This window comes from Synechococcus sp. R6-10, from assembly GCF_047461815.1.
Lineage (GTDB): Bacteria > Cyanobacteriota > Cyanobacteriia > Thermostichales > Thermostichaceae > Thermostichus.
Map to the genome: position 1 here is coordinate 1 of NZ_JANSHW010000026.1, position 12,859 is coordinate 12,859.

Here is a 12,859-nt window from a genome sequence, read left to right on the forward strand (position 1 = left end):
GGGGTGGGGTAAACGGGGCCGACGCCGATGTAGTCCACGTCGCTGTTCAGGGCTTGGGCCAACTCCTCGGCATTGGTGGTGGACAGGCCAATGAGCCGCTGGGATCCCAGGAGGTGCCGAGCTTGGGCGACCGGCAGATCCGTCTGGCCCAGGTGAACCCCATCAGCCTGGCTGACCAGAGCCAAGTCCACCCGGTCGTTGACGATCATCAGCGCCTGGTAGCGGTCGCACAGCTGCCGCAGCTGTTTGAGATCCCGCAGCATCTCGCCGTCGGGGAGGTTTTTGCGGCGATATTGCACCAGGGTCACCCCGCCCCGCAGGGATTTTTCCACCACCTCTAGCCAGTGGGGCACAGGGCTGGTCACCAAGTAAAGATGGGCTGCCAGGAGACGCTGCCGCAGGGATCCGCCCAGCAGTTCACTTTCCAAGACGTAGAGCCGATAGCGCATGTCTTTGGCCAGCTTGGCCAGGCCAGGGGCCACCCAGTGGTGGGATTCGGCCAACTTGCCGTATTCTTCTAACACCCGCAGGGCTTCTTGCACACGGCTGCAATTGGCTTGCAAGAGGTGGCGGAGATCCCGCCGTTGCTCCTCTTGGGGGTGGGAGATCTGGGTGCCTGGATCGGCGGGGGTATCGCGGGCCAAACGCAGGGGATCGCTGTGCCAGCGGGCTAGGGCTTGGCGCATGGCCTTGCATTCGGCAGAGAGCTCTCCCTCTTCCAGGCCGAAACGAAACCATTCTTCCAATACCCGTAGTCCTTCACGAGCTCGATCGAGGTTGGCATCCAGAATACGGGCGACGGCCTGGGGTTTCATGTTCCCTATACGTGGGAAGAGAGTTGCTTAATTTTTACCAAAAAAATGCGCCTAAAGCCCCGTCCTACCCTTAGCCGGAAGCAAGTCAGTATGGTGGAGAGTAGTCAATTCACTGTAAATCGGAATGGTTTCCCTGAGGCTGTCCTTGGCCCTGAGGAGAAAGAGGGTGATGCCATAAGGCGTTAAGAAAGGCTTGCTGCGGCGTGTGTCCCCAGGCAAAAGCCCGTGGGCCGGCCCCTTCCGGCAAGTAGGCCCAAGCATAGCGCTCGCAGGCGGGAAAGTAGCGGATCTCCCACCAAGTTCCCCCTACAGGCACATCTTTCACTGCCCGCAAGAAAGGGCCGCGATGGCGGGCGAGGCGCTCTTCTATAAAGTAGGGGCCTTCCAGCTGAAGGGCTTCTACCGCTGCAATAAGCTCGGCTCGTTGTCGCTCATTTCGGATCATCTCCCGGGTTCCCCTCTTGGATTGGCTCTATTCTATGAGGAGATTTCTGGTGAGCTGGGGGATCCCTCTTGATTCAGCCCAGATTGCGCCTACGGCAAGCTATGGGAACCCAATGGAATCCGACAAACCCACCGCAGGTGCTGTGTCTGAGCAATGGACACGGGGAAGATGAGGTGGGCAGTCGCCTTGCTGTTGCCCTAGTCCAACTGGGGATCCCGGTGCAAGCCTTGCCGATTGTGGGAGAAGGGACAGCCTACCAACGCCAAGGGATCCCCCTGCTGCCCATTGCCCAGGTGATGCCGTCGGGGGGGTTTATTTATCAGGATTGGCGGCAGTTGTGGCGGGATTTGCGGGCCGGTTTGCTGGGGCTGACGGGGCGGCAATTGGCGTTGGTTCGGCGGGCAGCAGCCCAGAGGAACCTGGTGCTGGCGGTGGGGGATATTGTGCCCTTGCTGATGGCGTGGTGGAGTGGGATCCCCTACGTCTTTGTGGGCACGGCCAAGTCGGACTATTACTGGCGAGATGAACGGGGTCCCTACCGACACCCCTGGATCCCTTTTGGGCAGCCGATTTCCGATTACCTGCCCTGGGAGCGCTGGCTGATGGCCCACCGACGCTGCCTGGGTTCTTTTTTGCGGGATGAGCTGACGGCTACAGCTTTGCAAAAACGGGGCCTAAGGGCCTTTTACCTGGGCAACCCGATGATGGATGGCCTAGAGCCACGCGGGACATTGCCTTTGGATCCCCACCGACCGGCCTTGCTGCTCTTGCCCGGATCCCGTCCGCCGGAAGCCTATCGCAACTGGGCTCTGATGATGCAGGTGGTGGAGCGGCTCCCAAAGGAGCTGCAAGTCTATGCTGCCCTCAGCCCCAACCTGGAGCGAGACCCGCTTCAGGCTCGGATCCCATCTCAGCGCAGCGATGTGCTTCTGGTTTGGGGGGACTTCGGGGCCTGTGCCCAACGAGCAACGGTGGTGCTGGCCATGGCGGGAACGGCTACCGAGCAATGTGTGGGCTTGGGAAAACCGGTGGTAACCCTGCCGGGAGAAGGGCCCCAGTTTACCCCGCGCTTTGCTGAAGCGCAGACCCGTCTTTTGGGATCCGCCGTCCACCTGACCTCAGTGGAGCAGGCTCCCGCCGTGGTTGGCCGGATTCTGGAACGCCTGGCCGCCGATCCCAACTACGCGGCTGAGTTGCGGGCCCATGGACGCCGCCGCATGGGATCCCCAGGGGCCGCCCGGCGCATTGCCGCTCAACTTCGAGATTGGCTCAAGCCATCCGGCCCGGTTTTGGAACCGTTCGAGCCAGGTATATCGTGAAATAGAGAACGAGCAATTCAAAAGCCTGACTGATTTCCGTTGGATCCAGTTTTCCGTTTTATTTAGCATTTAATGATGTCAAACCTTTTGGGGTTGGAGAGCAGTTGGTGGATCCCTTGCTATGGGTGGGCGGGAACAGCTTTGGCCATTCCCTGGGCAACGGGGTGGGTCAAGGGCAGTGGCCCGCGCCCGGCAGCTTACCTCAACATCCTTCTGACTTTTGCCGCCTTTGCTCATGGCCTTTGGCTGTTGCGGCAGGTTTGGGGTCGGGATCCCCAGATCCTGAACTACCTCTGGTTTCGGGTGGCCGATCTGGATTTGACTCTGTCTTTGGAGATCTCGCCTCTGACAATGGGGGCCGTCGTCTGGATCAGCGGTTTGAGCTTGCTGGCCCAGATCTATGCGCTGGGGTATTTGGATAGGGACTGGGGCCTGGGTCGCTTTGCCGCCCTGATGGGCTTTTTCGAGGGGGGAATGACAGGGATCGCCCTCAGCGACTCGCTGTTTTTCAGCTATGCCCTGCTGGAGATGCTCACCCTTTCCACCTATTTGCTGGTGGGCTTTTGGTACGCCCAGCCTCTGGTGGTGACGGCGGCGCGGGATGCGTTTTTAACCAAGCGGGTAGGAGATCTGCTGCTGCTGATGGGGGTGGTGGCAATTTCCAACTTTTCTGGGGCCTTGACGGTTTCCGACCTGCGGGACTGGGCGGCTACGGCCAGCTTGGATCCCACCTGGGCAGCTTGGATGGGCTTGGCCTTGATGGCGGGGCCCTTGGGCAAATGCGCTCAATTTCCGCTGCACCTGTGGCTGGACGAGGCGATGGAAGCGCCCAACCCGGCCTCGATCCTGCGCAATTCGGCGGTGGTGGCCTGCGGGGCTTTTGTGCTGATTAAGCTGCAACCGCTACTGGCCCTGTCGCCGATTACGAATGGGGTCTTGGTGGCCATCGGCACGATCACAGCCCTGGGCGGATCCCTGGTGGCCTTGGCGCAAATCGATATCAAACGCACCTTCTCCTACTCCACGAGTGCCTACTTGGGGTTGGTGTTTGTGGCAGTGGGAATGCAGCAGCCGGAGCTGGCCCTGGAGTTGCTGCTGATGCACGGCCTGGCTAAGGCGTTGCTGTTTATGGGAGCGGGATCCCTCATCTACACCACCGCTACCCAAAACCTGACGGAATTGGGAGGGTTGCGCAGCCGTATGCCGGCCACAGTTGCCGCCTTTGCGGTGGGATCCCTGGGGATGGTGGCCCTGCTGCCGCTGGGGTGCTTTTGGACGCTGACCCGCCTGGCGCTGGTCTACAGCGGGGTGCAGCCGGCCCTGGTGGGGGTGCTGCTGCTGGTGAATGGGCTGACGGCTCTCAACCTGGCGCGGGTGTTTGGCCTGGTCTTTTTGGGATCCCCTCAACCCAAAACCCGCCGGGCCCCTGAGGTGGGCTGGCTGATGGCTCTGCCCATGGGCATCCTGACGGTGCAAACCTTGCTCATGCCCTGGCTGTTGGGGCGCTGGGGGCTCTATCCCGACTGGAACCCGCAGCTGAGGTGGATGGCGGCTCTGCTGACGGCTGCTGGGCTGGTGGGGGCAGCCATTGGCGGCTGGCTGTACTGGGGGGACCAACGGAGGGTATATCTGCCCTGGCCGGAGCTGCAGGATCTGCTGGCCCACGACTTTTACACGGGGCACCTCTACCAAGCCCTGGTGGTGCAACCGGTCAGCGCCCTCTCCCGCGGATTGGAGTGGCTGGATCGCAACGGAGTGGACGGCTTGGTGAACGGGGTGAGCCTGGCCTTTTTCTTCAGCGGCGAAGCCCTCAAGTACACCCTGTCGGGGCGGATGCAACTCTATGTGCTGGTGATTGTCATCGGGATGGTGTTGGTTACAGCTTGGCTACTGCGTTCGCCCCATTTGGGGTTGGCCTATTGATGGGAGAGAGCCATGTTGAGCCTTTTGATTGGGATCCCGTTGTTGGGGAGCATCTTGATTGGGTTGATTCCCGAGCAGGCGGGGAAGGGCTTGCACCGGGCTTTGGCCTTGGGGTTTGGGTGGGTTTTGTTTGGCCTGAGCGCGGGGCTGTTGCTGATCTTTGACCCCCACCTTGGATCCCTGCAATTGGCGGAAAGGATGGCCTGGATCCCCCAGTTGGGCTTGGTTTATGAGGTGGGAGTGGATGGGATCTCTCTGCCTTTGGTGGTGATGACCGGGCTGCTGGTGTTGATGGCTATTTGGGCCAGCGGCCAGGTGGAGCGGCCCCGCCTCTACTACAGCTTGGTGCTTATGCTGGCGGCAGCGGTGGCCGGAGCTTTTTTGGCTCAGAATTTGCTGCTGTTTTTCCTGTTCTATGAAGTGGAGCTGATCCCCCTGTATTTGCTCATCGCCATCTGGGGAGGGCCGCGCCGCACCTATGCCGCCACCAAGTTTTTGGTTTACACCGCTCTGTCGGGGATCCTCCTCTTGATTGGCTTTTTCGGCCTCAGTTGGCTGAGCGATGCCCACAGCTTTACCTATACCGTCCTGCAGGCTCACCCCTTGCCCCTGGTGCAACAAACCCTGTTGCTCATTCCCATTCTGCTGGGCCTGGCCATCAAGATCCCCTTGGTGCCCTTCCACACCTGGTTGCCGGATGCCCATGTGGAGGCTTCCACCCCCATTTCCGTGTTGCTGGCGGGTCTGCTTTTGAAGTTGGGCACCTACGGCCTGTTGCGCTTTGGCCTGCAGCTCTTACCGGATGCTTGGCAGCAGGCAGGGCCCTGGCTGGCCGGTTGGGCGGTGGTTAACGTGCTCTATGGATCCCTGAACGCCTTGGTGCAGCAGGACATGAAAAAGCTGGTGGCCTACAGCTCCATTGCCCACATGGGCTACATTCTCTTGGCTGTAGCAGCAGCCACTCCCCTCTCCCTGGTGGGATCCATCTTTCAGATGGTCAGCCATGGCCTCATCTCCTCGCTGCTGTTTCTTCTGGTGGGAGCCGTCTACACCAACACCGGCACACGGGATCTCAAGCTGCTGCGGGGATTGCTCAACCCGGAGCGGGGCTTACCGCTTATTGGCAGCTTGATGGTGCTAGGGGTGATGGCCAGTGGCGGCACACCGGGCATGGTGGGCTTTATAGCTGAGTTCACCCTCTTTCGGGGCAGCTTTGCCGTCTTTCCCCTGCAAACGCTCCTGTGCATGGTGGGGACAGGGTTAACGGCAGCTTATTTCCTACTGATGGTGAACCGCGCCTTTTTTGGTCGGCTATCGGAAGTGGCCACGGCTATGTCGCGACAACAGGTGAGGGAACGGCTGCCGGCTGCTGTCTTGGCAACACTGGTGGTGGTGCTGGGCCTACAACCAGCCTGGGCGACACAGTGGATCGAGCCCACAACGGCTGATCTGGCGAAATCTGTGGCTCTCAGCGCGCCTGCCACCGAAGGTGTGGTTGGAAAGTTGACCTGTTTCATGGCCTGTGACTCCTCTTAAGGCGCCTTCGACTTTGCCGCTGCTGTTTTTGCTGTTGTCTCAAATGCCTCAAACTGTTGATCGAAGCTGTAGATCTAGCTGACTCCGCCCATGACGTTCACCTTGCCGCGTGATGGATCTTCTCTTCCGGTCTCCCATTTTTTCCTGGCGGGCCTGGATCCTCTGGATCAGGTGCGCATCAGCCCGATTTTGCAGCGTCTGGAGGCAGGGGGAGCCCTCTTGCCGGATGCGCAGATCCATCGCCTGGAGGTGATCGGGATCCTGCACAGCTACGGAGAGGTTCTGGACGCCTATTCTCGCAACTTGATCTTCATTGCCGACCACCAATTTTTGGAGCTCTTCCCGGCGTTTAAGTATTTCAACGGCGAGATTACCCTGGACAAATGGCTGCGCTACCTGTGGCATGACCGCATCAACTACGAGTTTGCCGAATACTGCATGAAGGCTATGCTCTGGCATGGGGGAGGGGGGCTAGACCGCTACCTGGATACTCCCGAATTTGTCCAACGGGCCAAGGCCGCCATCCGAGCCAAAATCCGCTTTAACCCCTTCTTGCAGGGCTTGGGGATCTTGTTTCCCGACTTTGCTCTAGAACAGGTGCGCATGCTGGCTATGTACAGCGGCTTGGGCCAGTTTTGGCGGGTGATGAGCGATATTTTCCTGGCGCTGGCCAAGCGCTCTGAGACAGAACCCCACCTCACCATTCCCGACGTGGTGGCTCACATCCAGCAGGGGTTGGTGGCAGCTGCCGACAAGCCTATCACCTACGCTCCCTGCATCTGGGGCCGCCGCTACGAGATCATCCCTCTCTCGGCGGGTCTGACTTTCCTATCAGATACGGCTATCCCCTATGTGGAAGCGGTGTTTTTCCGCTCCTTTCCCTTTATGGGCACGGTTTCCTACAACGCCCAGGCCCACCAGATCCCGGCTGAGCAGGCTGACTTTGCCTACGGCGCCCTCTACGCCGATCCGCTGCCGGTGGGGAGCGCCGGGATCCCGCCTACCCTGTTGATGCAGGATATGATGCGCCACCTGCCCCCCTACTTGCGAGAGCACTACCGCCGCCAGCCTCGCGGGGATGATGACCTGCGGGTGAAAATCTGCCTTAGCTTCCAAAAGGCTATGTTCTGTGTTACCACTGCCGCCCTGCGGGCTCTTGCCCCCTTCCCTCTGGAAACTCAGGATCCCCAGCAGCAGTTGGCCAACCGCAAGTTTCTGGCTCCTTGGCTGCAGCGCCTGCTGGGATCCCGTCTGTTAAAGGTGCAGGAAGAAAGGGTTGAGGCCTAGCTGAGCTGGGAACTGCTACTTTTGGTTACTGGAAGGGGGATCCCCTTTTCGGATACAATATCTGCGCCCAGTTGAGCAATGGGGTGGCGTAGCCAAGTGGTAAGGCAGAGGTCTGCAAAACCTCTATGCGCCAGTTCGAATCTGGCCGCCACCTTTTAAACCTTACTTGCATCCCAAGCAGGGCAAGCATGAAAGACAAGCTGATATTGATGATCCCCGGCCCCACTCCCGTTCCCGAGAGTGCGCTGCTGGCGATGGCACGGGGGCCCATCGAGCACCGCAGCAAAGAGTTCACCGCCATTTTGGAAGAGGTCACCGATGGGTTGCGCTGGCTGCACCAAACCACCTCCGATGTGTTTGTCTTTTCCGCCAGTGGCACCGGCGCTATGGAAGCCGGGATCCTCAACACCCTCAGCCCTGGGGATCGGGTTTTGGTGGGGGTGAACGGCAAGTTTGGGGAGCGCTGGGCGGAAATGTCCGAGCAGTTTGGCCTTCAGTGTGAGCGGGTGGAAACCCCCTGGGGGATCCCTTACCCCGTCGAGATCTTCCAAGAAAAGCTGGCTGCCGACCGGGAAAAAACCATCAAAGCCGTCATCCTCACCCACTCGGAGACTTCCAGCGGCGTAGCCAACGATGTCCAAGCCATTGCTGCTGCTGCCCGCGAGCACGGGGAAGCCCTCGTCCTGGTGGATGGGGTCACCAGCGTGGGGGCAATGCCGGTGTTAATGGACGAATGGGGCTTGGATGTGGTGGCCTCGGGATCCCAGAAAGGCTACATGATCCCACCAGGGCTGGGATTTGTGGCCGTCAGCCCGCGGGCCATGGCCGCTACGGAGCGCTCTAGGTTTCCCAAGTACTACTGGAGCTTTAAGCTGGCGCAAAAGGCCCTGCGCCAAGGCACCACTCCCTTTACACCGGCGGTGAACCTGTTTTACGCCCTGCAGGTTACCCTGCGCATGATGCGCGCAGAAGGGTTGGAAGCCATCTACCGGCGTCATGCCAAGCTGGCCCAGGCCACCCGTGCTGGCGTCAAGGCTCTGGGGCTAAAGCTCTTGGTTGATCCAGAGTCAGCGGCCAGTCCTTCGGTAACAGCTGTACTCGCTCCCGAAGGGATCAACGCTGACACCATCCGCAGCACCTTGAAGAAACACTTCGACATCGCCCTTGCCGCTGGACAAGACCACCTCAAGGGCAAAATCTTCCGCATTGGCCATTTGGGCTTTGTGAGTGACCGCGATGTGCTGATGACCTTGGCTGCTCTGGAGTCGGCTTTACACACGGCGGGCTACAGCGACTTCACTCCAGGGGCAGGAACTCGTGCTGCTGAGGAAGTACTGGCCCACGGCTAGGGATCCCTTCTGAACCCTCAGCTCAGCGGCCTTTGACACATGGCACTGACCCCTACCCCTGGCTACAATGGGGGGACATGCTTAATAAAACTTCAGAACCCAAGGGTGGCTATGGTTGTCAGCTTGGAACGGGATCCCTGCGTGGTGCCTTCTGCTGGGGAGTTGCGGCAGGTGCTACAGGGGGTTGGCCCTCGTTCTTGTCCCTTGCAGTACAACTTTCACCTACACACTCGTTGTTCGGATGGGCAGATGGATCCCGTGGATCTGGCGGAGCAAGCACGCCGGCACGGCCTCAAGGGCCTAGCCATCACCGATCACCACACCCTGAAGGGCTACGAGCGAGCCCGCGCCCACCTGGATCGTCCCGACGACCCCATCCTGTGGCCGGGGATCGAGATCACCGCAAACCTGTTGGGCTGTGAAGTGCATATTCTCGGCTACGGCTTCGATCCCACCGATAGCGTCCTGGATCCCTTTGCCCAAGGGGAGCAGGTTCCCGGCTTGCCCGCCGCCGACGCGATCCAGGCCATTCAAGCGGCAGGAGGCTTAGCGGTGTTGGCCCATCCCTTTCGCTATTGCCTGCCTGCAGAGGAAATTGTCCCAGCCGCAGCGGAGTTGGGAGTAGACGGCCTTGAGGTCTACTACGCCTACAAAAACCCGGAGATTTGGATCCCTAGCCCAGAAGTGACGGAGAAAGCGGAAGAGTTGGCCGAGGCCTACGGACTTTTGAAAACCTGCGGCACCGACTCTCACGGCCCCAGTATCCTGAGGCGGATTTGAGCCAGGCTACCCAGAACAAGCTGCTACGGGCGTGGATAGAGCAGCTGACCAAGCCGGCGCAACTGCTCTGCGGTGCCCATGCACAACAGCAGATCCCCCGGCTGCAACAGGGTTTCTCCGCTGGGGCCACCAATCAACTGGCCATCCGCCCGTCGAATCGCCACCACCAAAGCTCCGGATCGGTTGCGCAAATCGGCTTTCCGTAGGGTTTGCCCGACATAAGGACATTCTTGGGCTGCCAGCTCGTACTCCTCCAGGTAGAAAGTGCGATCCCGACCGACAAGGATGCCATCCACAAAGTCCACAACCCGGGGGCGTAAGGCAGCCGCCGCCATGCGTTTTCCGCCCGTGATGTAGGGAGAAATGGCATGGGCAACGCCCGCCCGCTGTAGTTTTTGCAAAGCCTCCTCCGTATTGGCGCGGGCAATGGTGCGAATGCGGGGGTTCAAGGTGCGGGCCGACAAGACCACGTACAGGTTCTCGGCATCGGAAGATAGGGCGGCAATCAGTCCCTCCGCCTGTTGCACCCGCGCTTCCAGCAAAGTGGCATCCAGAGTACTATCCCCCTGGAGGGCCACGTATCCCAGCTCTTGAGCCACCTGAATGGCCTCGGCAGACTGATCGATCACCAAAAATGGCACCCCTTCTGCTCGAAACTCTTGAGCCACCTGCCGCCCAATGCGCCCGAAACCGCAAATGATGTAGTGGTTGTTCAGCGCTTCCATCTGTTTCTTCCATTTCCGCTGCCGGATCCCTTCCTGAAAATGTCCCTGGATGAGGGCCTCTGTAAAGCGATTCACCATGAACCCAATGCTCAAGACCCCCATCAGGATCAAGGCCACCGTAAACAAACGCCCCCGCTCCCCCAGCGGCCCCACCTCCATGAAGCCCACGGTGGTTAGGGTGATAACGGTCATGTAAAAAGCCTCCACCCACGGCCACTGCTCCACCCCGTGGTACCAGAGGGTGCCGATCAGCACCACACACACCAATGCCCCCACACCCAAGCCGAGGTCTCGCCGGATCCCGGGATCCTTTTTGGCAGCCTGGAAGAGGGGACGAGCAGAAGCCATAGAGCCCAGCCAGATCTAGCCCAGGAAAAGGAAGCAAGAACTAGAATGGGGAAGAACCCGTTGTTGTTCGGTAACAAGTGGAGTGCGGATGCCTGAATACATCAAAGTGGAATATCGGATCGACAAAAACGGACAGGTCACCGAGACCGTACTGAATGGTTCTGGCTCCAGTTGTACCCTAGCTACCGCCGGCTTGGAATCGGCTCTCGGAACCGTGCAGAAACGGGAGCTCTTGCCGGAGTTTCACCAACTGACTGAAATCGAGAGGGAGTCAGAAGTCTCTTTGAAGCAAACCCGCTGACTCCATATCCATTTGCCTAGGGTTCTCACCATCTTCTCACTTTTTCTTTTTGCTCCCCTTTCCGGCCGTATTGCCGGCCCGTGCCGCTCCAACCGCAGCCTGAAACAGCCAAACAGCCAATGGAGCAGCGACAACCAAGATGATGCTGGTGGGGCCGACGCCAAAATCCGGCTCGCCAGAAGCCAACTCGAAAATTGAGCCAACAGCAGCAATGGCGCTGAGGCAGGAAACGGCCAAGAGCAGGTAACCTTTAACGCTGGTGGTCATAGAGAACCCGTTTGAGAACTACACTTGCGCAGTACAGGGCAAGCCGGTCGAATGCGTATTCATTCACCAAAAAGCCCTCCCACTCCTGAGAGGGCTACCTTTCATGCTAAGAGCAAGGATCCCTGTCCAGCAAGGCAAAACCAAAAGTGGGATCCCTAGAAGTTCAGCACTTGGGGTGTGGATTTAGCCGTTCACGATGATCTTGCCGACCATTCCGGCCCCACGGTGGGGCGTGCAGTAGTAGGTGTACTCACCTGGAGGAACATCAACAAAAGCCGACTCCACCACCTGCTTAGGAGCAGTGAGCAGTGCCTTGTGGGAGAGCTTGGCGGCCAGAGCCGCATCTCCACCGGGCACCTTGTCGAAGACAACATTGTGGGGGTAGACCTTGTTGTTCACCCACTGAACGGTATCCCCTTGGTTGATGGTGAGAGAAGGCGGATCGTAGACCAACTGGGCCTTGTCAGATCCCATTTTGACAATGTAGGTCTCGGCAGCAGCAGGGTTGGACAAGAGCGCCACAGCCAACCCCCCAACCACAAGGCTGAGCAGGATGAGCTGCAAACGCTTCACCAGGTTGAAAACTAGAGACATGGATTCCTCTCAAAACGCAACAGCAGTTATCCCAGACTTTGCGGCTCGGTTGCCCCTTTCCAGGTTGCGAAGAGCACCCAGCCAGGCGGATGGGCAGCAGGGACAGTTGAATTCCCAATGCTCATTATAAGAGGGCTCATCCCAGAATAGAGCAATGCCCAACTGCGGGGCGGCAACATCCATCCTTTACAGGGAGCCGCGGCAGACCGAACCCGCCAAACAGCACAGCTCTTCCAGAAACCTACGGCAACCCTGTTGCCAGGCAATCCGATGCGGCTGGATCCCCGGCCAGTTGGGGCAGGATGTTTTGGCGGTTGGTGAGCGTACGCAGGTGACCGAGAGCCAGTTTTCTGGGTCGTCCTCATCTCTACCCAAAAGTGCTTCGCAAAGTTTCGCAAAGTAGAGATTCTTTTTCCGTGGGATCCCTTAAAGTCCAAGAGTGTCTTGCCTAACAAATCCGTAGGGTTGTCGATGCACAAGAAGGGCAAATCATCCTAATCTCAAAGAGCAGGTTCTTGGATGCTGCTGGTCGGTATTCCTTTGAGATTCCTCAATAACATCACCTGAAAGTCAGTTGGTTGTTCAGCCCTCACCAAAATAGGGAGTCTGTTAAGATGAGCGTACAGCGTTCACCCGTAGTTGGTCCAAGCAAGAGTCGGCTTGCAACAAGTTTAGAATCGACAGATCAGCGGCTTAACATTCAAATCTTGGCCCGGTGTATTGGCACTGCCTTGAACCTGGGCGCTCCTCTCAGGGTTGAAGTACACTACACCTCAAAAGTGCAGCAGTAAGGTTTTCTTACCAGGCTGATCTGGAGGCACAGCTTCATACTGCAGTTTTTACTTATCTGAGCCTGGAGTGAGTTTTTGGACTTCTTACTTCACTGTATAGCCATATAGCCACTGCTATCTAAGACAACGCATCTAGCGTATGAGGAAACTCCTCTGGCTCTCTAGAAGAGAGGAGCGAGCGTAAGCCAATTTCTCGGCCAGAAGGTTGTATGGCAGTCGGCTACAGGGATCCCTGAACTTCCTGATCCTGAGATGCTTTGGGGATGAGTTACATTGCCATCGGCCAAACCCTTTGCCAGAGGTTGAAACTGATACATTCACGCTGAACTCTCCTGAACATGGTTCAGGAAAGAAGCGATCGCATCCTGCCTATCTCTGA

12 protein-coding genes and 1 tRNA gene are annotated in these 12,859 nt (G+C 58.7%); 8 read left to right on the forward strand and 5 right to left on the reverse strand.

Going from position 1 to position 12,859, the window contains the following annotated elements; genetic code table 11:
- Together NW837_RS00765 and NW837_RS00770 are read right to left on the reverse strand one after the other, a co-directional pair.
- The coding region (locus NW837_RS00765; protein WP_414328835.1) for a thiamine phosphate synthase at positions 1-824 on the reverse strand (824 nt) is incomplete at its 3' end.
- 100 nt (positions 825-924) lie between these two features.
- A complete protein-coding gene (locus NW837_RS00770) occupies positions 925-1,260 on the reverse strand; it encodes a hypothetical protein (protein ID WP_011433411.1) in 336 nt (111 codons plus the stop codon).
- Between the two features lie 68 nt (positions 1,261-1,328).
- Here NW837_RS00770 and NW837_RS00775 point away from each other — a divergent pair, with 68 nt between their 5' ends.
- The 7 genes from NW837_RS00775 (at position 1,329) to NW837_RS00805 (ending at position 9,454) form a co-directional block, all read left to right on the forward strand.
- Positions 1,329-2,579, forward strand: a complete 1,251-nt coding sequence (locus NW837_RS00775) for a lipid-A-disaccharide synthase-related protein (RefSeq protein ID WP_414328827.1) — start codon at positions 1,329-1,331, stop codon at positions 2,577-2,579.
- 72 nt (positions 2,580-2,651) lie between these two features.
- Positions 2,652-4,502: an NAD(P)H-quinone oxidoreductase subunit F gene (locus tag NW837_RS00780; RefSeq protein ID WP_414328828.1), complete on the forward strand. Its 1,851-nt coding sequence runs from the start codon at positions 2,652-2,654 to the stop codon at positions 4,500-4,502.
- A 12-nt stretch (positions 4,503-4,514) separates the two neighbouring features.
- Positions 4,515-6,038, forward strand: a complete 1,524-nt coding sequence (locus NW837_RS00785) for an NADH-quinone oxidoreductase subunit M (protein WP_414328829.1) — start codon at positions 4,515-4,517, stop codon at positions 6,036-6,038.
- A gap of 90 nt (positions 6,039-6,128) precedes the next feature.
- Positions 6,129-7,325 carry a CO2 hydration protein gene (locus tag NW837_RS00790; protein ID WP_414328830.1) on the forward strand — a complete coding sequence of 399 codons (1,197 nt, stop codon included), beginning with the start codon at positions 6,129-6,131 and terminating at the stop codon, positions 7,323-7,325.
- An 82-nt stretch (positions 7,326-7,407) separates the two neighbouring features.
- Positions 7,408-7,479, forward strand: a tRNA-Cys gene (locus tag NW837_RS00795).
- A gap of 34 nt (positions 7,480-7,513) precedes the next feature.
- Positions 7,514-8,674 carry a pyridoxal-phosphate-dependent aminotransferase family protein gene (locus tag NW837_RS00800; protein ID WP_414328831.1) on the forward strand — a complete coding sequence of 387 codons (1,161 nt, stop codon included), beginning with the start codon at positions 7,514-7,516 and terminating at the stop codon, positions 8,672-8,674.
- Positions 8,675-8,785: 111 nt separating this feature from the next.
- Positions 8,786-9,454 (forward strand): PHP domain-containing protein, encoded by a 669-nt coding sequence (locus NW837_RS00805; protein ID WP_414328832.1) that lies wholly within the window; start codon positions 8,786-8,788, stop codon positions 9,452-9,454.
- A 23-nt stretch (positions 9,455-9,477) separates the two neighbouring features.
- Here NW837_RS00805 and NW837_RS00810 read toward each other — a convergent pair whose 3' ends face one another.
- Positions 9,478-10,527: a potassium channel family protein gene (locus NW837_RS00810; RefSeq protein ID WP_414328833.1), complete on the reverse strand. Its 1,050-nt coding sequence runs from the start codon at positions 10,525-10,527 to the stop codon at positions 9,478-9,480.
- Positions 10,528-10,615: 88 nt separating this feature from the next.
- Between NW837_RS00810 and NW837_RS00815 the strand changes: the two genes are divergently transcribed.
- Positions 10,616-10,828, forward strand: coding sequence for a DUF2997 domain-containing protein (locus tag NW837_RS00815; RefSeq protein WP_011433403.1), 213 nt, complete (start codon positions 10,616-10,618; stop codon positions 10,826-10,828).
- Between the two features lie 36 nt (positions 10,829-10,864).
- Here the strand turns inward: NW837_RS00815 and NW837_RS00820 are convergent, their stop codons facing one another.
- Positions 10,865-11,095: a hypothetical protein gene (locus tag NW837_RS00820; protein ID WP_011433402.1), complete on the reverse strand. Its 231-nt coding sequence runs from the start codon at positions 11,093-11,095 to the stop codon at positions 10,865-10,867.
- Between the two features lie 183 nt (positions 11,096-11,278).
- On the reverse strand, positions 11,279-11,689 hold the full coding sequence (gene petE / locus NW837_RS00825) for a plastocyanin (RefSeq protein WP_414328834.1): 411 nt from the start codon (positions 11,687-11,689) through the stop codon (positions 11,279-11,281).
- Between the last annotated feature and the right edge of the window lie 1,170 nt (positions 11,690-12,859).